Annotated in this window: 15 protein-coding genes and 6 pseudogenes; 17 read left to right on the top strand and 4 right to left on the bottom strand. The window is 61.1% G+C overall.

Annotated features, from left to right (window positions below):
• From HWY30_RS35160 to HWY30_RS35170, 3 genes are all read left to right on the top strand, one after another.
• Positions 1-414 (top strand): transposase (locus tag HWY30_RS35160; RefSeq protein ID WP_176079001.1); only part of this gene is annotated, 414 nt, incomplete at its 5' end.
• Positions 415-686: 272 nt separating this feature from the next.
• On the top strand, positions 687-1655 hold the full coding sequence (locus HWY30_RS35165; RefSeq protein WP_176079002.1) for a PDR/VanB family oxidoreductase: 969 nt from the start codon (positions 687-689) through the stop codon (positions 1653-1655).
• A gap of 230 nt (positions 1656-1885) precedes the next feature.
• Complete coding sequence (locus HWY30_RS35170; protein ID WP_090812631.1) at positions 1886-2131, top strand: hypothetical protein; 246 nt, start codon at positions 1886-1888, stop codon at positions 2129-2131.
• A gap of 263 nt (positions 2132-2394) precedes the next feature.
• Here HWY30_RS35170 and HWY30_RS35175 read toward each other — a convergent pair.
• Positions 2395-2614, bottom strand: a pseudogene (locus tag HWY30_RS35175) (IS6 family transposase); the annotation flags it as partial.
• Between the two features lie 128 nt (positions 2615-2742).
• Positions 2743-3504 carry a hypothetical protein gene (locus HWY30_RS35180; RefSeq protein WP_143037347.1) on the bottom strand — a complete coding sequence of 254 codons (762 nt, stop codon included), beginning with the start codon at positions 3502-3504 and terminating at the stop codon, positions 2743-2745.
• Positions 3505-4250: 746 nt separating this feature from the next.
• On the opposite strand from HWY30_RS35180, the pseudogene HWY30_RS35185 reads away from it, so the two are divergent.
• From HWY30_RS35185 to zwf, 9 genes and pseudogenes are all read left to right on the top strand, one after another.
• A pseudogene (locus tag HWY30_RS35185) lies at positions 4251-4535 on the top strand (IS6 family transposase); the annotation flags it as partial.
• A gap of 824 nt (positions 4536-5359) precedes the next feature.
• A pseudogene (locus HWY30_RS35190) lies at positions 5360-5803 on the top strand (IS6 family transposase); the annotation flags it as partial.
• A gap of 573 nt (positions 5804-6376) precedes the next feature.
• The gene (locus HWY30_RS35195) at positions 6377-7627 is read left to right on the top strand and encodes an ROK family transcriptional regulator (RefSeq protein WP_090812408.1); all 1251 of its coding nucleotides are present in this window, start codon (positions 6377-6379) and stop codon (positions 7625-7627) included.
• Positions 7614-9164 carry a sugar ABC transporter ATP-binding protein gene (locus HWY30_RS35200; RefSeq protein ID WP_090812409.1) on the top strand — a complete coding sequence of 517 codons (1551 nt, stop codon included), beginning with the start codon at positions 7614-7616 and terminating at the stop codon, positions 9162-9164. Before HWY30_RS35195 ends, HWY30_RS35200 begins: the two co-directional genes overlap by 14 nt.
• A 41-nt stretch (positions 9165-9205) precedes the next feature.
• Entirely contained in the window at positions 9206-10243 is a 1038-nt protein-coding gene (locus tag HWY30_RS35205) for an ABC transporter permease subunit (protein WP_090812410.1), read from the top strand.
• Positions 10244-10347: 104 nt separating this feature from the next.
• Complete coding sequence (locus tag HWY30_RS35210) at positions 10348-11295, top strand: ABC transporter substrate-binding protein (protein ID WP_090812411.1); 948 nt, start codon at positions 10348-10350, stop codon at positions 11293-11295.
• Positions 11296-11326: 31 nt separating this feature from the next.
• A complete protein-coding gene (pgi, locus tag HWY30_RS35215; RefSeq protein WP_090812412.1) occupies positions 11327-12964 on the top strand; it encodes a glucose-6-phosphate isomerase in 1638 nt (545 codons plus the stop codon).
• The gene (locus tag HWY30_RS35220; protein WP_090812413.1) at positions 12951-13883 is read left to right on the top strand and encodes a carbohydrate kinase family protein; all 933 of its coding nucleotides are present in this window, start codon (positions 12951-12953) and stop codon (positions 13881-13883) included. Before pgi ends, HWY30_RS35220 begins: the two co-directional genes overlap by 14 nt.
• A gap of 5 nt (positions 13884-13888) precedes the next feature.
• Entirely contained in the window at positions 13889-15370 is a 1482-nt protein-coding gene (gene zwf, locus HWY30_RS35225) for a glucose-6-phosphate dehydrogenase (protein WP_090812414.1), read from the top strand.
• Between the two features lie 304 nt (positions 15371-15674).
• Here zwf and HWY30_RS35230 read toward each other — a convergent pair whose 3' ends face one another.
• Positions 15675-16559, bottom strand: coding sequence for a hypothetical protein (locus HWY30_RS35230; RefSeq protein ID WP_167368854.1), 885 nt, complete (start codon positions 16557-16559; stop codon positions 15675-15677).
• A 194-nt stretch (positions 16560-16753) separates the two neighbouring features.
• On the opposite strand from HWY30_RS35230, the gene HWY30_RS35235 reads away from it, so the two are divergent.
• Both HWY30_RS35235 and HWY30_RS43160 read left to right on the top strand, forming a co-directional pair.
• Positions 16754-18388 (top strand): NADP-dependent glyceraldehyde-3-phosphate dehydrogenase, encoded by a 1635-nt coding sequence (locus HWY30_RS35235; RefSeq protein ID WP_090812416.1) that lies wholly within the window; start codon positions 16754-16756, stop codon positions 18386-18388.
• Between the two features lie 180 nt (positions 18389-18568).
• Positions 18569-18688, top strand: a pseudogene (locus tag HWY30_RS43160) (IS110 family RNA-guided transposase); the annotation flags it as partial.
• Positions 18689-18774: 86 nt separating this feature from the next.
• Here the strand turns inward: HWY30_RS43160 and HWY30_RS35240 are convergent.
• Positions 18775-18985: pseudogene (locus HWY30_RS35240) on the bottom strand (transposase domain-containing protein); the annotation flags it as partial.
• Between the two features lie 59 nt (positions 18986-19044).
• On the opposite strand from HWY30_RS35240, the pseudogene HWY30_RS35245 reads away from it, so the two are divergent.
• From HWY30_RS35245 to HWY30_RS35255, 3 genes and pseudogenes are all read left to right on the top strand, one after another.
• Positions 19045-19656 (top strand): annotated as a pseudogene (locus tag HWY30_RS35245) (IS256 family transposase); the annotation flags it as partial.
• 698 nt (positions 19657-20354) lie between these two features.
• The gene (locus HWY30_RS35250) at positions 20355-21053 is read left to right on the top strand and encodes a methyl-accepting chemotaxis protein (protein ID WP_090812417.1); all 699 of its coding nucleotides are present in this window, start codon (positions 20355-20357) and stop codon (positions 21051-21053) included.
• 23 nt (positions 21054-21076) lie between these two features.
• A complete protein-coding gene (locus HWY30_RS35255; protein WP_090812418.1) occupies positions 21077-22477 on the top strand; it encodes an MFS transporter in 1401 nt (466 codons plus the stop codon).
• The last annotated feature ends 100 nt before the right edge of the window (positions 22478-22577 follow it).

Genomic DNA, 22577 nt, shown 5'->3' on the forward strand with positions numbered 1-22577 from the left:
GCATGGTTGCGTCAGGATGAAGGGGCCACGCGGCTCGCCGCCATTCCGGGTGTGGGCCTGCTCACGGCGACTGCCGCCATTGCCACCATCGGCGAGGCGAGTACGTTTCGCTCCGGGCGCGAGTTCGCCGCGTTCCTCGGTCTGGTGCCACGGCAAAGCGGCACGGGAGGTCGCGTCAAGCTGCTGGGCATCAGCAAAAGAGGCGACGTGTACTTGCGTACCTTGCTGATTCACGGCGCGCGCGCAGTGCTCTCGCATCCGAAGCACCTGAGCGACGCGCTGCAACGTTTGCTCGCGCGACGACCGTTCAATGTAGTGGTCGTCGCGCTCGCAAACAAAACGGCACGCACGATCTGGGCGCTGCTTGCCCACGCTCGAACGTACCAGTCTGGTTACGTGGCTCACGCTGCGTAGAAGATCAACTAACTATGGAGACGTGGTCGCTAATAGGTTGCGCAGGTTGATATACATGTGATGGCGAAACAGGTCGGACCGCGGGGAAGCAAACCTGAATTCTGTCTTGTCCTTCGAGGACTCGCAGGAGATGAGGACTTCCCCGGCAGATTCCATCAGGGCCAGCGGATCACCATCCGCACCACAGGCCGGATATAAGTCTGCAACCTCATCCTGTCCGTCACACACCGAATATCACCTGGCAAACCGGGAGGCGTCCATATAAGACAGACATGACGCCCCCACTGGAAGACGCTTTTCTTCGTCTGAAGATTGCTGGCAAGGAGAAGATCGCCCGCGACATCTGGCGCTTTGAACTGACCGACCCGCAAGGCGCGCCGTTGCCGCCGTTCGAGGCGGGCGCGAACTTGACCGTCGTGGTGCCCAACGGTTCGCGACGCAGTTATTCGCTGTGCAATGACTCGCAGGAGCGCAATCGCTACGTCATCGCGGTCAAGCGTGACGGCAACGGACGCGGCGGTTCGATAAGCTTCATCGACGATACGGCAGAGGGCGACGCCGTGGACGTCTCTTTGCCCCGCAACGAGTTTCCCCTCGATGAGCGCGCAAAGTCATTCGTTCTCGTCGCGGGCGGCATCGGTATTACGCCCATGCTGTCGATGGCGCGGCAGTTGCGGGCGGAAGGCCTGCGCTCGTTCAAGCTGCACTACCTCACCCGCGATCCGGAAGGCACGGCGTTCTTCGATGAACTGACCAGCGATGAATGGCGTTCGGACGTGAAGATTCATCACGATCACGGCGAGCCGTCGAAAGCATTCGACTTCTGGCCCGTATTCGAGAGGTCGAAGTCGGCGCAACACGTGTACTGCTGCGGCCCGCAGGCGCTGATGGACACCGTACGCGACATGACCGGCCACTGGCCGTCGGGCACGGTGCACTTCGAGAGCTTCGGTGCAAGCAATGCGGATGCGCGCGAAAGCACGCCGTTCACTGTGCGGCTTTCGCGCAGCGGCACGTCGTTCGACATTCCCGCCAATCGTTCGATCCTCGAGGTGCTGCGCGACGCCAACGTGCGCGTGCCGAGTTCGTGCGAAAGCGGCACCTGCGGCTCGTGCAAGACAGCGTTGTGCTCAGGGGAGGTGGATCACCGGGACCTCGTGCTGCGCGACGACGAGAAAGAAACGCAGATCATGGTTTGCGTGTCGCGTGCGAAATCCGCGGAGCTGGTTCTCGATCTTTGAGCATCGCGGGCTGGGTACGAACGCGTCGCATGAAGGCCTCCAGCGCACCCAATTAGAAAAGGCCCCGCCGAGGGGCAAAAATCCTTAAATGCAGTTCTGGATGCCGGTTCTGAGTCAGGAAGTCCTGACGGCTGAAACCAGCGTTTCCTGAGACGACATTCCGCCGGCGCCGATTGGACGCACGCACCGATCTCCATAGCATCGATTCATCGTATATCGAAGGGAAAATCATGGCGGGCAACAGATCACTGCGTTCTGAGGTCGAAAAACTCGTTGGCCCGACGCGGGGCCGCGAGGCGTGCGTGCGTCTGCTGGACCGCTCCCGCTCGGGTGGAACATGCCGCGTGTGCATTCAAATCGATCGGCCGACCGGGACGTTTTCACTCTTCTTCTTTCGCCATGCCGACGGCACATGGCACGTGTTTCCGCCGGGCCAGCGCCGTCCGGAAATTGGGATAGGCCGCCTGGCTGCCTGACCGTTCAGCAAGCTGCGCGCGTGGCTCAGCGACTGTACGACCATGCCTTCGTACGACCACGTGACGCGATATGTCAGCGCGATTCCATCGGACAAACGGGCCGTTCGCGGCTCCATCTGCGCTTCGATAACGAATCCGCGATAACGCCCGACAATGTGATGTTTCATTGATTGACTTCACCGTTTTTCGAGCAATGGTCTCCGCCGCCCGGAAGTGCAGAGCGCCAATTGTTTCATGAAGGGCTGAGTCGATCTCGTCGATGTAGCCCGTTCAAACAGCGGGACGAGCTTGATGACCCAGCGGCGCACACTCGAGTGATCGACTTCAATTCCCCGCTCCGTCGAGATTGCGCAGGCTCAGCGAGTACGCCACGTACCAGCGAACACACAGCGGGATCACGTCCAACGGATAGTGCAGGCGCTTGAGAACCTTGCCGATACCCGCAGGCAACGTCGCACGCGGGGTCTTTTTCGTCTTGGCCATCTCGCTCGTGATTCATGGGGAAATGCGAATTCTAGCGCAGTGCGTTAGCGCGACAGAACCCCTGAACAGCGATTCTTCGACCGGATTGCAGGCGACGACGTTTATCGACGTTGATCCGGCCGCACGCATCAGCGAGGCATTGCGCTGAGTTTCCACAGCGTATACTTCGCCGGCTTCATCAAATACGAATACGTGTCTTTGAAGTCCTGCGCGTCAAGGTAACACGACAAGGACCAGTCATTTTTCATCTCCACATCACTCCCGTGGTCCGGCGCGAACATCTCAGTCACCACTATGAAGCGGTCCCAGACGTAGACTGACTTCAGCAGCACGGCCACGGCATGGACGGTCCATTGGTTTCCCCGTTGCGCCGGGTTTAGCGAATACACGAGAGCCATTCCATCGCCAGGTGCGAAACCCTCCAACGTGGCATCTGCAGCGTTTGTTATGCCATGTGGGAATGCGTCGAAGGCCTCGTTGTTCATGTCATCAACGTCGATGTCTGCCGAGGTGTTGCCGATGGACATCAAGACGCGTGCGCCGGTGTTATCTTCAATGCGCGCCGCGGAGTGAGCGTTTGCATGAATGCACTTGAGCGTGTGTTCGGCACATTCAATACAGGTGTTAGGCAGCATGAGGCTGCTATTTCGGAACAGGAGGTAGTTCGCCGTGGTGGAATCGCTGACGTCGCCATATGAGTGCCCATGGATGGACACAGTGAATGTTTTTTGAGGCCCGAACTCCAGGTAGGGATTGGCTATGGTCTTGTATTTGTTCTCCCTAACTGCGAATGTGCCATCAGCGAATTTCAGGAGCGTCCGCTGCTGCGATACTTCTACGTCCGCCTTCACGTGGTCGGCGTCTGTGGCCGAGCCGCTGAGAAATTTCATGGCGTCCTCCGTAATGATGGCGCAATGCTGATCATTGGGCGGCCGAAGCAGCGTAATCAATATAGAGTACACGACCAGCCTTTCGACGCCGCGTGCGAGTCTGCATGCAGACGGGAGATCACAGCCTTTTGGCGTCGGGTGATCGGTCAAACGTCGACCCTAAAAAATTGCCGGACGAAATAATTACGGGCTCATGTAAGGCGATGGACCGAGGCGACGTTCCGTGGGTGTGGCAGACGATTTGCAAGATGCGCGGAATCTGCAATTACCAAGGCAGCGCCAGTGAAGAACAGCCCGCGGAAATCAACGACGTTGTTCAATGCCTGCGTGTCGTCCACTGAGGGCGCCCACTGCCAAACAACCAGCCAACTTTCAGCCGTTGAATTGGCATCGGAAAAACGCGCTGCAAGCAGCGTACGTGCTACTTGCCACCGAGGTAAAGTGATAGCTAAGTTTCGGCCACGTATTCAGTGGAAGACGGCGCTACGCATCGAAGTACGTTGGCTCGAGCGACAAAGATATGCCGAGCGCCGATTCTCGAAGTGGCCCGCGAGCCCCATATAACTGCAGTTCGCCGCGTTGGCCGATGACGATGACCTCGCGGGCACCATCCTCCAGGTAGGCTTGGACTCTTTGTCCAATATCTTGCGGCATCCGTCGGTCCAGAAGCACTTCTACGCACAGGGGCTCTGTCGCAACAAGACGTTGAGCTAAAATTTGGCGGACGGAAATTGCTGACGACCACGATGGCCAAAACGACGAAGACGCCGCGCAAGACGTTGCTCCCTGGCATCGCCACGGTGCTGAAGCGACTGCACTATCCACTGGATGTGATGCTGTTGTGCGTGCGGTGGTACGTGGCATACTCGCTGAGCCTGCGAAACCTTGAGGAAATGATGGCAGAACGCGGTGTCGAGGTGGACCATTCGACGGTTCACCGCTGGGTCATCAAGCTCGTGCCGTTATTCGAAAAAGCGTTTCGCCAACACAAGCGACCGGTCGGCAAGAGCTGGAGGATGGATGAGACCTATAGTACGCCCAGCCAACGTAGCCCGCCCACACGGGGGCGAAGTTGCTTGAGCATGTTTGGAATGCAAAATCCGGAGAAGTTGTCGTTGCGGTACCGGGTTATGCCCTTTCTCTGCTGCGAGAGAAAGTGAGCCGAAGCGGCGGTGACTTGTCGACACTGGCAAGGTGACGAAGTCCGTGGGAAACGGGGCTTGCGGCGAAGCGGTTACGCCAAGATGAGCCTCCAGGCTGAGCATGGGACGGTTGAGGAACACGAACCTGTTTGAACGCATCTGAGGGTTGAATCGTCACCCCTGCCTACACCGCTTAACAGGCAGGACGCGGATTGTTGCCAATCATATGTACGGCCCGGCAACGCGAATGCTGACTGGATATGTAGGGCCATTAGCAGGGAGCCATGGAGAGCGCGCAGCTAGGCCGTGGTATTCGCGACGACTTGCGGCAAGCAAGGATAAAGACTGCGACAGGCAGCCTCGCCCGTGCGCTTGAGTCCAGCATGTGAACTGGGGAAGGCTTGCACAGCTGTTAAGGGAGTGTGCCCCCGATGATGTGCAAGCTGGCGGAGCCTCCGTAGTAGTCCGAGGTCGGGAAAGCCGGCTACATGGCGAAGGGAGGCAGTTGAAGTGGTTTGCCTGGTTGATTAGCTGACTGTAGTGAGGTGAAGACCTTCGATAATCAGTGAAATACAAAGCAAACGGGCGGCACGGTGGAGCGGTGTCGCCTTCGATTGGAACGACACTTCAGCGGAGAGCCGGATGCGCTGAGAGGCGCACGTCCGGTTCGGGGAGGAGAGGCAGGGAAATAGTTCGACTACGCCCTGTCTCTTACTCCACTCAAGGTGAGCGGCCAGTGGAAGTATCTGTACCGCGCGGTGGACAAGGCCGGAAATACCGTCGATTTCCTACTTCGAGCCCATCGCGACAAGGCTGCCGCCCGTCGCTATTTCGAGAAGGCGATCGAGCGGAACGGCGAGCCGCAGACCATCACCGTGGATAAGAGCGGTGCCAATCTGGCCGCCCTGCAAGCCATCAACGGCGAACGGCAGACGCCCATCAAGATCCGGCAGATCAAGTATCTGAACAACATTGTCGAACAGGACCATCGCGCGATCAAACGTATCATCAAGCCGATGATGGGCTTCAAGAATTTTCGCTGCGCCCGCGTCATCCTGTCAGGTGTCGAAGTAATGCATATGATCAGGAAAGGGCAGATGAAAGACGCTGGTATCCAGCGGACTGTTGCCGATCAATTCTATTCGCTGATTATATAAGCAATCCTGATCATCTAGGAGGTGCCTCGTCCTGCCATTCTTATCGCGACACAACCGACCGAAATACGCAGTGTCCATCGCATATGTCCCTGCGGGAAAGTTTTCCTCCTGCTTCCGCGCGGTCGCTTCATCGCTTTGGCCACGTCGGATGCCAGTTCCGCCTGCTCGCCGGCGCACACTGCTGACGGACTTCCGTCCTGACACAGCTTGCGCCGCGAACATCCGATTCGCATTCACCTGATGACGACGGGCAACTCCAGAGACGGCCGCTCCGGGCTCGAAGGTCACACGCGCGGTCGCAAGTTTCTCCTCGACAGAGCGGGGCCGGCGCTGTTCGGTCTCCGGCGGAACTTCCATGGATTCCATACAAGAGAGCTGGCCACGTCCTTCGCACCACCTCAAAAGCTGTCTCCCTGCCCAGTCGCGTTAGGTCATTTCTCCCTGCCCAGTCCGAGGAGCGCCTAGTCTCGCCCCATCCAGGGGTTCCCCTGGCTGACGGCCCGTCTGCGATGGTATTAAATAAATCAACTTGATTTAATTAGTCGTCACTGCAGTATCCATCGGAGGAGCAGCGTGAGAAGTCCTCATATCGGTCAAGGCAGCAATTCGGCGAATGTGCGGCGTTACAACGAGCGCCTCCTCTTGCAGGCGCTACGTCGCACAGAGCCCGCCTCAAAAGCCGACCTGGCCCGCCAGGCGAACCTGACGAACACCGCGGTGGGCAGCATCATCGCGTCACTCGGCGAGGCAGGACTGATCGAATTCACCGGCCGCCGCCTGGAAGGCCAGCGGGGCCAGCCCGCTTCGCTGATCCGCCTGCACCCGCGCGGCGCCTTCGGCATCGGCGTGCGGCTCGACCGCACCAGCATGGAGACGGTGCTGGTGAGTTTTGCCGGAGAGATGCTGGCTAGGCGCGCACACGACATGGTGTTGCCTCATCCTGCAAAAGTGCTCGAAATCGTGCACGACGATATTCAGAAAATCCTTCAGATGCTCACGCCACACGAGCGCGAACGGCTGGCCGGCGTCGGCGTTGCCCAGCCGTACAACCTGGGCAGCTGGCTGCGCGAGCTTGGCCTGCCGGCTGACACGTTCCGTGCCTGGGACGGAGTGGACTTCGCGGGCGAGCTGGGGCGGGCCGTGTCGCTGCCCGTGTTCAGCGAGAACGACGGCAACGCTGCGGCCATCGCGGAGTTGTTCTACGGCTACGGGCGGCAATCGGACGATTTCCTCTACCTGTTTGTCGGGCCGGCGATCGGCGGCGGCATCGCCGTCGACGGCGACTGTCTGCGCGGCGTGAGCGGCAATGCGGGCGACATCGGCGTCATGCCGGTTCCACCTAGCCGCCTGCCGTCAGCGCTCCAGCCCAGCGGGCAATGGGACATCCTGCTTTCACGCGCGTCCCTCAACGCGCTCGCACGGCATCTGCGCTACAGCGGCGAATCGATTGAAAAGCGGGCGGACCTCGAAGCCTGCCTGGCGCGCGATCTGCCAGCCGTCAATGAATGGATCGACGATTGCATCGATGCGCTTGCCCCCGCCCTGCGCTCGATGCTGTGCGTGCTCGACGTTGCGGTGGTCATTCTTGACGCTGACGTCGACTGCGGCCTGCTCAGTACGCTGATGACGCGTCTGCGCACCGCCATGGTCGCGGCTGCGCCGGAGGCGCGTGGCACCCCGGAGCTGGTCCAAGGTACCTTTGGGCCGGACGCTGGCGCGCTCGGCGCGGCGACGCTGCCCATGTTCTTCAACTTTTCGCCGCGCACAGGAATTCTCAAAGGCGCGGGTACTACACCCCAGGAGGTGACCCATGTCCAGTTCTGAATGCCGGCCCGCGCTGCTGGAGATGCGCGGCATTAGCAAAACCTTCCCCGGTGTGCGCGCACTCGACAACGTGCATCTCACCGTGTACCCAGGCGAAGTGCATTCGCTAATGGGCGAAAACGGCGCGGGTAAGTCCACCCTGATGAAAATCCTCTCGGGCGCTTATCAGGCCGACTCAGGCGGACAGATTCTTATCGACGGCAAGGCCGAGGTCATTAACGGCCCACTCGCGGCGAGAGCACTGGGTGTGGCGGTCATTTACCAGGAATTAAGCCTCGCGCCCAATCTGTCGGTCGCCGAAAACATTCATGCGGGGCGCGAATTGCGCAAGGGCGGCCGTTGGGGCGTCGTCGATCGCCCGGGAATGGAGCGCGCCTGCGAAGCCGTGCTCAAGCGCCTCGGCGCAGCCTTCAAACCGCACACCCTGGTGGGCGATTTGTCGATCGCCGAGCGGCAACTCGTCGAGATCGCACGGGCCGTGCACACCCGCGCCCGTATCCTCGTGATGGATGAGCCGACCACGCCGTTGTCATCACGCGAAACGGACCGCCTCTTCGATCTGATCCGCCAGTTGCGCGCCGAAGGCCTCGCGATCATCTACATCAGCCATCGGATGGCTGAGATCTATGAACTTTCCGATCGCGTTTCCGTGCTGCGCGACGGCACGTATGTCGGCACGCTGGTGCGCGAGCAGCTCTCTGCCGAGAGCCTCGTAAAAATGATGGTGGGTCGCGACATCTCCGGCTTCTACAAGAAACAGCACGCGCCCTACGATCCGGGCAAGGTCGTGCTGTCGGTGCGCAACGTCGCCGACACGGGACGCGTACGTGGCTGCAGCCTCGATCTCCACGCGGGCGAGGTGCTCGGCATCGCGGGCCTCGTCGGCGCGGGCCGCACCGAACTGGCCCGGCTCATCTTCGGCGCGGAACCGCGTGCGCGCGGAGAAGTGTCGGTGGACGGCAAGGTACTCGCGCTGCGCACGCCGCGCGATGCCATCGACGCGGGCCTCGTCTACCTCACCGAGGACCGCAAGGGCCAAGGTCTCTTCCTCGACATGAGCGTGCGCGACAACATCAACGTCGCCGTCTGCAACCGGGACGCCCGGCTCGGGGTACTCGATCTGGCACGCGGAGCTTCCCGCGCGAGCGATGCAATCGCCGCCCTATCCATCCGCGTGCCGAACTCCAAGGTCAACGCGGGTGCGCTGTCCGGCGGCAACCAGCAGAAAGTCCTGCTGTCGCGCCTGCTCGAGACCAAACCGCGCGTCCTCATTCTCGACGAGCCGACGCGTGGCGTAGACATCGGCGCGAAGTCCGAGATCTACCGGATCATCAACGAACTCGCGCGCACGGGTGTGGGCATCATCGTCATATCGAGCGAGTTGCCGGAAATCATCGGTGTGGCCGACCGCGTGCTGGTGATGCGCGAAGGCGAATTTGCGGGTGAACTCGGGGGCCATACCGGCACGCCGATTGTTCAGGAAACCATCATCGCGCTGGCCACGGGCTCTCGTCCCGCGCTGGGCGAAGCGGCCTGATTTCTATAAGAGACAGGATCTCGAGTATCCAGGAGGACGACATGAGCAACACCACCAAACACCACGACGCCGACCCAGTGCCGGCCCCTAAGGCACCCACGCAGGCGCAACGGCAATCGCTTATCGAACACCGCGAACGCATGCAGTCCCTGATGCGAACGGCAGGCATGCTGCCCGTGCTCGTGCTGCTGTGCATCGGCTTCGGTCTAGGCACCGACAGCTTTTTCAGTCTGCAGAACCTGTCGATTGTCACGCAGCAGGCGTCAATCAACATCGTGCTGGCCGCCGGGATGACCTTCGTCATTCTGACGGGCGGGATCGATCTGTCAGTCGGCTCGGTGCTGTCGGCCGCCGCAGTGACGGCCTTGCTGGCATCGAACATTCCGGGTTGGGGCTGGCTCGGCATCCCAACCGCGCTTGCCGTCGGGATCGGCTTCGGCCTGATCAACGGTGCGCTGATAGCGTTACTCAGACTGCCGCCCTTTATCGTCACGCTCGGCGCGCTGACTGCGGTGCGCGGCGTTGCCCGGCTGCTAGGCCACGACACGACCGTCTTCAATCCCCAACTGTCGTTCGCCTTCATCGGCAACGGCGCGATCCTCGGCGTCCCGTGGCTCGTGGTGATCGCCGGCGCAGTGGTCGTGGTCTCCTGGTTCATCCTGCGCCGCACCGTCCTTGGACTGCGCATCTATTCGGTCGGTGGCAACCGCGAAGCCGCGCGCCTCTCCGGTATCAAGGTGTGGGGCATCGAGATGTTCGTCTATGCCATGTCAGGTCTGCTTGCCGGCCTCGGCGCAGTGATGTCGGCGGCCCGCCTGTATGCGGCGAACGGTCTGCAGATGGGTCAGTCGTACGAACTGGACGCGATTGCCGCAGTGATTCTCGGCGGCACCAGCTTCGTCGGCGGTGTGGGCTCGATCGTCGGCACGCTGGTTGGCGCGCTGATCATCGCTGTCCTGACCAATGGGCTGGTTTTGCTCGGCGTATCCGACGTCTGGCAATACATCATCAAGGGCCTCGTCATCATCGGCGCTGTAGCGCTCGACCGCTTCCGTCAACGCGGATCAGCTCGCACCTGAACTACGCCTTCATACGCCGTTCCTACTTGCCTCACAAACCCATGGGCGCAAACCGGTCCCCTTGCGCCCCACTCACCCAACGGACCACCTTGGAGACAACGAAAATGTTCAAGCAGAAAATTGCTATCGCCAGCACTGCCCTTGCGATGGGTCTCAGCCTCACGCTGCCCGCGGCGAACGCCGCCGACAAGCCGCTCAAGGCGATTGGCATCACCGTCGGCTCGCTTGGCAACCCCTACTTCGTCACGATCGTCAAAGGCGCTGAGGCCAAGGCCAAGCAGATCAATCCCGGCGTGAATGTCACCGCAGTGTCGGCTGATTACGACATGAACAAGCAGTTCACGCAAATCGACAACTTCATCGCCGCTCACGTCGACATGATCCTGCTCAACGCAGCCGACCCGAAGGCTATCGAGCCTGCTGTGAAGAAGGCTCAAGCCGCCGGCATCGTGGTCGTAGCCGTGGATGTGGCCGCCGCCGGCGCCGACGCCACGGTGCAGACCAACAACGTGCAGGCCGGCGAAATCTCGTGCGACTACATCGCCAAAAAACTCAATGGCAAGGGCAATGTCATCATCGAAAACGGGCCGCCGGTGTCGGCGGTGGTCGACCGCGTGAAGGGCTGCAAGTCGGTTTTCGCGAAGCATCCCGAACTGAAGGTGCTGTCTGATGATCAGGATGCCAAAGGGTCCCGCGAAGGCGGTATGAATGCGATGCAGGGCTATCTGACGCGCTTCCCGAAAGTCGATGCCGTCTTCGCAATCAACGACCCGCAGGCGGTGGGCAGCGATCTGGCGGCCAAGCAGTTGAACCGCAAGAACCTCTTCATTACGTCCGTCGACGGCGCACCGGACATCGAAACCGCGCTGAAAACCGACACGCTGGTTCAGGCCTCCGCGAGCCAGGATCCGTGGTCTATGGCGCAAACGGCCGTCACGGTCGGATACGGGCTCATGAACGGCAAGAAGCCGGCCAACACGATGATCCTGCTGCCCTCCACGCTCGTGACGCGTGACAACGTCAACAGCTACAAGGGCTGGTCGTCGCACTAAGTTCAACCCGTCAATTACACGCCGGATCATCATGTCACATCTCACTCAGTCGCCCGCATGGCGGGCTCTCGCAGACCATCGCGACCACATGGCGCACACCTCGATCTCCGGGCTCTTCGCGCAGGACGACAGACGTTTCGAGCGGTTCTCGATGGAGGCGGCCGGCATCTTCGTCGACTACTCGAAGAACCTGATCACGACTGAAACGCTGGGCCTGCTCGGCGCGCTCTCGCGCCAGGCCGGTGTGGAAGATCGGCGACGCGCCATGTTTGCGGGTGAGCGCATCAACACCACCGAGAACCGGCCGGTGCTGCACGTCGCACTGCGCGAGCGAAGCGGGAAGCCGATTATCGTGGACGGGAAGGACGTGATTCCGGACGTGTTCGCAGTCCTCGCTAAAATGCGGCGCTTTACCGACGCCGTCCGTGAAGGCAAGTGGCGCGGCTACACGGGGCACGCGATCACCGATGTAGTCAATATCGGCATCGGCGGCTCGGATCTCGGTCCGCGCATGGTCTGCGAAGCTTTGAAGCCTTATGGCGACAAGGGGCCGACGACGCACTTCGTCTCCAATGTCGATGGCGCCGACATTGCCGAAGTGCTGCCGAGCGTCGATCTGGAGACGACGCTCTTCGTGATTTCATCGAAGACTTTCACGACCCGGGAGACTCTGCTCAACGCACGCACCGCGCGCAACTGGCTACTGAGCAGCGGCGCGCCCGAATCAGCCGTCGCAAAACACTTCGTCGCGGTTTCGACCAACGCTGACGCGGTTGCAGCATTCGGCATCGATCTCAGCAACATGTTCGAATTCTGGGACTGGGTCGGCGGCCGGTATTCGTTGTGGTCCGCGATCGGGCTGCCTATTGCGCTGCAGATCGGCATGGACGGATTCGAGGCGCTGCTGGGCGGCGCACATGCAATGGACCGGCACTTTGCCGAGGCGCCGCTCGAACAGAACCTCCCCGTCCTGCTCGGCATGATTGGCATCTGGTACACGAATTTTTTTGGCGCGAACAGCCAGCTGATTGCCCCATACGACCGCTATTTGCACCGCCTTCCAGCCTACCTGCAGCAACTCGACATGGAGAGCAATGGGAAGTCCGTCACCTTGTCGGGCAAGCGTGTCGATTATGGGACAGGACCGGTCATCTGGGGAGAGCCCGGGACCAACGGTCAGCACGCCTTTTTTCAATTGTTGCATCAGGGAACCGCCCTGATCCCGGCAGACTTCATCGCTTGCATGCAGCCGCAGCGTGCGCTGGATGTTCACCATGACGTCCTGCTGGCCAATTGCTTTGCGCAAACCGAAGCGCTGATGAACGGGTTGCAGGTGGCGGGGGCACCGCACCGCAGCTTCGACGGCAATCGCCCAACCAACACGATCTGCATGGACAGCCTTGAGCCCGCGGCACTTGGCGCCCTCCTCGCGCTGTACGAGCACAAGGTATTCGTGCAGGGGATCATCTGGAACATCAATTCTTTTGACCAATGGGGAGTCGAACTCGGCAAGAAACTGGCCGTGGTGATTGAGAGCGAAATCAGCGAGTCAAGCGCGGCAAGTACTCACGACAGCTCCACCAACGGTCTGATCGAGCGCTTCAGGCAACGGCGGATGAAGAAGGCTGATCCGGCAATCGGAGATCGGAGCGACCATGAATCTTCCTGAACTGGTCGTATTCGGCGAGGCGCTGACCGACTTTATCCGTGAAGACGATCAGCACTGGCGTAGCGCGTCGGGCGGCTCGTGCTGGAACGTCGCCCGCGTGGGCGCACGGCTGGGCGTGCCTACCGGCTTCGCGGGCACCGTCAGCCATGACACGTTTGGCGACAAACTGATGGTACAGAGTGCGCAGGCCGGACTCGACATGCGTTTCACCAGACAGGTGGAGCGGCCGCCGCTCCTTGCCATGGTCGTATCGAAACATCCGCCGCAATATTTTTTTATCGGCGACAACAGCGCCGACCTGGCTTTTGACGCCAACGCATTGCCGTCCGGGTGGCTGGAGGCTGCGAAGATCGTGCACTTCGGTTCGCTTAGCCTGGTACGTGATCCACTCGCGGAGCATCTGCTGGATATCGCGCAAGCCGCGCACGCCGCCGGCAAGCGGATCTCGTTCGATCCGAACTACCGGGATCTGATGGCGAGCCCCGGCTACCGCCCTACGCTGCGCCGCATGGCGGAACTGGCCAGCTATATCAAGGTATCGGACGAGGATCTGCGAGGCCTGTTCCCGGAACTGGATGAAGCCCAGGCACTTGCCAAACTTCGCTCGTGGGCGCCCACTGCCGACATTCTTGTGACACGCGGCGCAGCAGGCATGGCGTTGCTCACCTCGGACGAGGAGCTTTTCCAGCCGGCGTTCGCCGCACAGGTCGTCGACACCGTCGGCTGTGGCGACGCCTGCGTAGGCGGATGGATCGCGAGCCTGATTAGCCGGCCGGATGCGCCGCAGGCATCCCATCTGCGGTTCTCGGCGGCTTGTGCAGCCGTGGCGTGTGCACAGCAGGGCGCCTACGCACCCACCACGGACGAAGTGGCGACCCTGACCGGCTCGTCAGGCCCGTTTATCAATTCCCACAATTGAATACCATGAGAACTCCACGGAACAGCCCACCCGAGCACGACGGATTCGCATTCGTCCTGTTCGGCGGCACGGGTGATCTGGCGATGCGTAAGATCCTGCCCGCACTCTACGCCGCGCACCGCGACGACATGCTCGCACCGGACGGCAGGATCGTCTCCGTTGCACAGACAGCCCTCGATCATGGCGGCTATCTGAAATGGGTCGAGGAGCATGTCAAACCCCACCTGCCCGGAACGGCGATCGATCCCGCTGTGTGGGAAGGCTTTCTCGAACGCATTACGTATGTCGCGCTCGATGCGAGTCAGCCCGATTCGTTCTCCCTGTTACGCGAAGCGCTTGCGACAGGGCGCAGCCGGCGGATTTTCTATCTGGCGACCGGGCCTGCACTGTTCGTGCCGATCTGCCGCGCTCTCGCGTCGGCCGGACTGACCGTAGGCTCGCGCGTAGTGCTGGAGAAGCCGCTCGGCTACGATCTCGAATCGTCCAATGCGATCAACGATGCGGTGGGCCAGATCTTCGCAGAAGACCAGATCTACCGGATCGACCACTACCTGGGAAAGGAAGCGGTCCAGAACCTGCTCGCGCTGCGATTCGGCAACTCGCTGTTCGAACCATTGTGGCGTCGCGACTGGGTCGAGAGCATCCAGATTACGGTCGCCGAAGAACTGGGCGTCGAAGGCCGCGGCAACTTCTACGACCAGACTGGCGCGCTGCGCGATATGGTGCAGAACCACCTGCTGCAGTTGCTCGCCATCATCGCCATGGAACCGCCTCACTCCATGGATGCAGACGCGGTGCGAGACGAGAAACTGCGCGTGTTGCGCGCGCTCAAACCGGTCACGAGCGAGCAGATCCGGCAGAGTGTCGTGCGTGGCCAGTATCACGCCGGTGCCATCAAGGGGGTATCGGTGCCGGCTTACCAGGCCGAAGCGGGTGTCGGTGAGCACAGCACGACAGAAACGTTCGTCGCCCTGAAGGTCGAGGTCGAAAACTGGCGCTGGTCCGGCGTGCCGTTCTTCCTGCGCACCGGCAAACGGCTCGCGGGCCGCCTGGCAGAGATCGTCATCAACTTCCGGCCCGTACCTCACTCGGCTTTGGGCCCGATGGCATTACGCCCGGGCTCGAACCGGCTGACGATCCGGCTGCAGCCGAACGAATCGATCCGGCTCAGCGCGCTCGCCAAGCAGCCAGGGACTGGCATGACGCTGCAAGGCGTGCATCTCGACCTCGCATTTGACCAGTTCTTCCAGCAGGAGCGGATGGAGGCGTACGAGCGCCTGCTGCTCGATGTGATCGCGGGACGGCTCGCACTCTTCGTAAGGCGTGACGAGCAGGAGGCCGCATGGCGATGGGTTGCGCCGATCCTCGCTGACTGGGCAAGCCAGGACAACCCCCCGAAACCTTACGCAGCCGGCACCTGGGGCCCGGCCGCGGCAAGCGCGCTGCTTGCGCGGCACAGCACCTGTTGGCAGGAGGAAGAAAACTGAGCGCCAAGCAAACCCGCGGTCAGCCCGCCCTTGAGTTTAAGGTGCGCAGGCACGACGGTGTCGCACTCGTGACGCCCCGATGCGCCTACTGCATCGATCAACGCACTCAAAATCTTCAGTGACGACTCTTATGTCCAGCTGATCTGTTAAGCGAACCACAATCATGGATACAGTCTGGCACCTTGAATGGCCCCATGGCCATCTTGATGTTCATGCAAAAGGCGGGATGCTCAGCGACGTGACGCTTGTGCGAGGCAAGCGGCAACTGCAGCCGTTTTACGAGGCGCCATGGATCGGCGACGCCTCAGCCCATCCGCAAGGATTGCTCGGGCATATGAGAAGCGAATTTCCGTGTGTGCCTTTCGGCACTCCCTGGGCTGCCGAGACCGTCGTGGAAAGCTGGCAGCAGAGCCTTGCGACGCCGGTCCGCGAACACGATTACCCGCTCGATGCGAGCGACGATCTGCTTCACGGTTACGCGTGTACGGGCGACTGGACTCTCCTGCGACAGACGGAACTGGAAATCCAGGTCGCGCTCGAGTATCCGCCTGCTTCGTCGATCGCCCGCGTAGTACGGGTGATCCGCGCCGACCCCGATGGGCCCGCGATCGATTTCGTGTTGAAGGTTCAGGCGCGCAAAAGAACGCGCCGTCCGATCGGTCTGCATCCCAATCTGGCGCTGCCGTCGGTCGCTGGTGCATTTCAGATCCAACCGGGCACGTTCCAGTTTGGTGTCGTTCACCCAGGCGGCCCCGAACCCGGCGTGTCGCGCGCGGATCCTGGCGCGATTTTCAATGAGCTTGACAAGGTGCCACTGCGCACGGGCGGCACGGGTGCGTTTGATCGTTTTCCATTCGCCCACGATACCGAAGAAATCGTCCAGCTTTGTGGTACTGACGGATCTGTCGTTCTGACCGATGACGAATCGCAGGTCGCGTATCGGCTCAGTTGGGACGCCGCTGTACTTCCATCCCTGCTGTTGTGGATCAGCAATCGCGGCCGCAGCCATAGTCCCTGGAATAGCAGGAACCTGTGTCTTGGCGTCGAGCCAGTTGCCAGTGCTTTTGAACTCGGCTGCCGCGCCGCGTTGTCCGTGAACCCCATCAATGAGCGTGGCGTGCCGACCGCCGTCGTGATCGAACCAGGCGAGCCTGTCGAAATCGCCTACCGGTTTGAGGTCTTGACTCAATAATCAGGGCGACGCGATTTTGGGAAATGTTGTGCCATTGGAGAAGCTAGCTGACGATTTTTGGCAGAACGCCGCCCGGAATTTGCCCTGAAAGTGCCATTTCAATATTCCCTGGACACCCGCTCTCCTTCTTTACGATCCGGATCACATGCGTGTGAGACAGGATGCGATGCCAGGCGCACGGAGAAAAATCCATGTCAACGATCGATTTTGAAAGTCTGCAGAAATTGTTTCCGTCCACCGACGAGGTGCCGGTAGAAGCCCGTTTGTCCTCACCGATCCATCAGCGTGTGTCGCTCGTGGACGGCGAGCTCAGACCGTGGGTCGGCACGTGCAAAACCGTGCTGTCGCCGGTTTGCGTGAGGCAACCCGACGGCGAGGTACAGCAACTCGCAATCGGTAGCTACCCTGTGATGGGCGAGTTGGAGAGCGACGCGGCACTCGACGCCGCCGTGCGTGCCTACGACGCGGGCCGCGGCGAGTGGCCGACAATGACCGTGGCCCAGCGTATTGGCTGCATGCAGGACTTCATCAAGCGCATGGTTGCGCAGCGCGCTCAGATCGTGAATCTGATCATGTGGGAGATCGGAAAGAGTCTCACTGACTCTCAGAAGGAGTTCGACCGCACAGTCACCTACATGCTCGCCACAATCGATGCACTCAAGGACCTGGACAACAGCAACTCGCGCTTTGTGATCGCGGAGGGCACCATTGGTCTGATCCGGCGCACACCGCTAGGTGTCGTGCTGTGCATGGGCCCGTACAACTATCCTCTGAACGAGACTTTCGCGACGCTGATTCCTGCACTGCTGATGGGCAACACGGTGGTATTCAAGCCGCCGCAATACGGCACGTTGCTGTTCTATCCGTTGCTCGAGGCGTTCCGCGACGCGTTTCCTAAAGGCGTGATCAACACGATTTACGCACCTGGTGCGGTTGTCGTGCCGCACATGCTCGCGTCCGGCAAGATCAACGTACTGGCGCTGATCGGTTCGAGCAAGGTGGCGGACCATCTGAAGAAACAGCATCCGAAGTCGCATCGGCTGCGTGCCATCCTCGGTCTCGATGCGAAGAATGCCGCCATCATTTTGCCCGACGCGGATCTTGAATTGACCGTGAAGGAGTGCCTGCTCGGGGCGTTGTCGTTTAATGGCCAGCGCTGCACGGCATTGAAGATGCTGCTGGTGCACCGGTCGATCGTCGAGCTGTTCCTGAAGCGCTTCACTGAGGAACTGGCGAAGCTGAAGGTGGGCATGCCATGGGAACACGGCGTCAGTATCACACCATTGCCAGGCATGCACCGCACCGCCTACATGACCGAGGCCATCGACGATGCCAAAGCCAAAGGCGCAGGCGTGGTCAACAACTCAGGTGGAGTTTTCTGCAAGACGCTATTCTATCCGGCAGTGGTTTATCCGGTCAGCGAGGGCATGATGCTGTACCGGGAGGAGCAGTTCGGTCCGATCATTCCGGTGGCGCCGTTCGATGACGTCGAAACCGCACTTGAGTACGTGACGGCTTCCGATCACGGCCAGCAGGTCAGTATTTTCGGTTCAGATCCGACCCAGATCGGCGCGCTGGTCGATCCACTCGTCAATCAGGTGTGCCGAGTGAACCTCAATTGCCAGTGTCAACGTGGTCCAGATGTGTTTCCGTTTGCCGGACGGAAAGATTCGGCAGAAGGCACATTGTCTGTGACAGACGCACTACGGGCCTTCTCGATCCGTTCTATGGTTGCTGCCAAACAGACGGACAACAGCAAGGCGCTGTTGGAAGCAATTGTTATTGACCGCGACTCCAAATTTGTCAATACCGGGTTCATTCTGTGATCCCGGTATGCGGAGATCGAGCGCCATGACGACGTGATCAGAAAAAGTCCGCTGCTCCCGTGGAGCTGACAACGTTGATGACTGGAGTGTTGCGACGCATTCAATCCGTACAGCACTTCGGTAGCCGCCCCATGGGAACCTGCAAACCCAAGCGGGGCGCGATGAGCCGGGTGGGACCGCGAGTCACGATGTCATCTGGCGGCCGATGCTCCGGTGCGGAGCTGTTACGAAGCCGGGCGTGACGGCTTCTGGCTGCACCGCTGTCTGGACGAACATCAGATCACAAACCTGGTGGTGGATTGTGTGCGTCGCGTGAGGGCCGTTGAGAAACCTCTAGACAAGCGTTGAAGAGCACGGCAGACACAGCGTGCCGCTAGCAGAAGGGATCAAAGCGAGGTAGGTGTAGATGGGAGCAGATGCTTCGCGACGTTCCAAGGCAACAGTTCGTCGATGCGGTTGGCCTGGTGATCTGCAATGTTCGTAACCACGTATTCCAGGTAGGCGTGGATTGACGTTGTTCAATTTGCACGAGCCGATCAGGCTGTACATTGCGGCGGCTCGCTCACCACCGCTGTCGGAGACCGCGAACATAAAATTGGAGCCTCTCAGAAATTTAGTGTGTCGAGGTCATGAGACGATAACGGAAATAACGTCCTATGACCGACACAACAGTGATCAAGAAAAGCAACAACCTGAAGGCGCCGAAGCTGTTCCCCGATGAGCTGATCGATCAACTGCTGGCGCAGGTGCAGAACAAGGATGCCGAGTCGATCCTCGGCGAATCGGGCCTGGCCGGGCAACTGAAGAAGAGCCTGGCCGAGCGCATGCTGGCGGCCGAACTGACGCATCACCTGGAAACCGAGGGCGGGCAAGGCAAGAGCGGCAACCACCGTAACGGCACCAGTTCGAAGACGGTCATCACGCCCAATGGCGAGCTGCACCTCGATATTGCGCGTGACCGTCAGGCGACGTTCGAGCCGCAACTGATTGGCAAGTATCAACGTCGGCTGCCGGGATTCGACGACCACGTCATCAGCATGTACGCGCGCGGCATGAGCGTGCGCGAGATCCAGGGCCATTTGCTGGAGTTGTACGGGCTGCAAGTCTCGCCCGACCTGATTTCCACCGTCACCGATGAAGTGCTGGCTGAAGTTGAGCAATGGCAGCAACGCCCGCTCGAGGCGATGTACCCGATCGTGTATTTCGATGCCCTGCGGCTGAAGATTCGCGACGAAGGCACGGTCAGGAACAAGGCGGTGTATCTGGCGCGCAATCGGACCAGGCACTACGCGATGCGCGGTCCGCGCATGCGCGCGAACTCGACGGATTGCTGGCTGCCCGCGCCGAACACGAATCCGCCTTGCAGGCGGAAGTTGCCAAGGTTACCGCCCGGCGCCAACGTCAGCTTCGCTCCGGAATGGTTCTCCTACCGACGCTCGCACCGTAGCTTGAGCCGGCGCGGTGCACAGCTGTAGTGCACTGCACCAACGCGTCGCACCAACCCCGTTCATGCCACGCGGCGACGCCGCGCTTCGCTGTAACTGAAATCCCATCACTTGCGTCGAGATGAACGTTCCGGCGTTCCAGAAATTTGACGAAGGTGCGATCCGTCGTTGAACTGGCCGGCCCCGCTGGACGCGCTGTTAGCCGAATGGGGCGTGGCTGGAAGCCGCCGGAGAGACCGCCCCGGATTAGCGTTACACGGATCTGTGGCACGGCTATTGCATAGATCGGGCGTGGGACCAACGGAGGTCCCAACGTATCGAATCTTTACCGGCCGCTCGCTTTGAGCGACCCGCAGGGACAACGGCGTCCCGAGTGCCAACTGTGCAACCGAGCAATCGGGACGCGCGGTTGCGCTCGGGGCGCTTTTTTTTTGCGCTTCATTTGTCGCCGCGAGTCTCGTCATGGGGCGCGTGCCGTGCGAATGGAGCAACGGTGCAGGGTCTTCACGCCCACATTCACGATGAAACAGCCGATACATTCAGATCCCGATGCCGTCTCTGGACAGGTCATCGGCGAGCTCATCAATCTGGGGGGCCGGCAACGGATGCTCTCACAGCGCATCGTGCTGCACGTGCTGCTCGCGTCGCTCGGCAACAGTGGCGCGCTGTCCGTAGCCAAATCATGCCTTGTCACGTTTGCGCAAGCGCATTCCGATCTGGTGAGGGGCAACGAGCGCCTACCGGGCGTGTTTTCCGAAGCGTTGCGCGAGATGTATTTCGGCAACCGCAGAGCCGACGAGCGAATTCAGCAATTCATCGTCCAGGTGAATCGCGCGGTGTCGTGCGTCGAGTCGGGCCGCGCGGAAGATCGGACCCAACTCGACGCACTCGTCACTCAGGCGACGCCGCTGCTCGAACTGCTGCAGGACATCACGCTCGCCTATCAGCACGAGATGCGCGGCATCGAAGCGGCCGCGCTCAAGCGACAGACAGACATCGCCGAGCGGCTCGGCAGCATCTCAATGCAGGCCAACATCGTCGCGCTCAACGCGCGCATCTCGGCCGCACGAGCAGGCCAGTTCGGGCGGGAATTCGCGGTGATCACGACCGTGCTCGCCGACATCATTAAGGAGATGGACGAGCTGATCAAAAGTGTCGTCGACACGCGCGGCATGCCCCTTCAAGGTCGGCACGCCAGTGCCGGCCGCGCTCTTCAATAGCTTTTCCCCTGCGAGAGAAACCCATGAAACATCTGTTGAATTCGCTGACGAGCGGTAACTGGCGCGCGTTGCTGGCGTGCTTCCTCTACTTCGATACCGGCTTCACCGTGTGGGTGATGTTCGGCCCGCTCGCCCCGTTCATCCACAAGGACATCGCGATGTCGCCGGCGGAATTGGGCTTTCTCGTCGCGGTTCCGGTGCTGGGCGCGGCGATCCTGCGCGTGACGCTCGGCAACCTGTACCAGGCCTATGACGGCCGCCGCATTGCGCTCTGCGGCGTCGTGCTGTCGGCGTTGCCGTCGATCGTGCTGCTGCTGTCACCGTCCGCGCCTTCATATGTGATGCTGCTGGTGCTGGGCGTGTTTCTCGGTGTGGGCGGCGCGAGCTTTGCGGTGGCGCTGCCGATGGCCGGCAGCAACTATCCGCCCAAGGTGCAGGGGCTGGTGCTGGGGCTCGCTGCGGCGGGCAATATCGGCGCAGTGCTCGATGGTTTTCTGTTCCCGAGCCTCGCCGATCACTTCGGCTGGGCCAAGGCCGCAGGCGCGGCGTTGCCGTTGCTCGCGCTCGCGGCTACGGCGCTGTTCTTGTGGGCGAAGGACCTGGGGCCGAAGTCCGGCAGCGCACCGCGTGCGTTGCGCAGTTTCTGCGTCACGCTGGGCGGCTTGATCGCGCTCGTGCTTGCCGTGCACGCGGGTGTCTTCGGCGCCGGCAAGACAGGCGTGCTGCTGCTGCCGGTACTCGGCGCGCTGCTGGCGATTGCGGTGCTGCCGAAGCACTATCGCAGTGTGCTCGCGGAAAGCGACACGTGGGTCGTGATGCTGGTCTACAGCATCACGTTCGGCGGCTTCGTCGGCATGTCGTCCTATGTAACGACGCTGCTGGTTTCGCTGTATCAGTTGCCAAAGCTGGAGGCGGGGCTCTTCATGTCGCTCCTTGCCTTCACGGGTGCGCTGGTGCGGCCGCTCGGCGGCCTGATCGCCGACCGCATCTCCGGCGTGCGCGCGCTGGTGCTGCTGCTCGCCGGTATTTCGCTGTGCGATTTCGCATTCGCCGCGTGGATGCCGCCGCTGCCCGCCGGCATCGCGTTGCTGGTAGCCACCTATCTGTGCTTCGGGCTCGGCAACGGCGCGACCTTCCAGCTCGTGCCGCAACGCTGGAAGGGCAAGACCGGGTTGATGTCCGGGATCATCGGCGCAGCGGGCGGCATCGGCGGCTTCTATCTTCCCGTGATCATGGGGATGGCCAAGGAAAGCACCGGCAGCTATCAGATGGGCTTCGCGACCTTTGGCGTCATCTCGGCGCTGGCCTTCGCGCTGGTTGTCCTGCATCGCACGCGCTGGCTCACTTGGGCGCTGCCTGCGGAGAGCCTGGTGGTTGCGAGCCCGATCCCGGCTGCGGGCGCGCGTGCGAATAGTGGAGTGTGAGCTGGGCGTTGGGCGGGAAACGTGCCTGCATTGGCTGTAAGTCGCGGCGCGCGCTTCCCGTTTCGCCTCGCTCGCAAAGAATCGGATAAATGCGGGAGCT

Source organism: Paraburkholderia tuberum STM678, from assembly GCF_902833905.1.
GTDB classification, from domain to species: domain Bacteria; phylum Pseudomonadota; class Gammaproteobacteria; order Burkholderiales; family Burkholderiaceae; genus Paraburkholderia; species Paraburkholderia tuberum.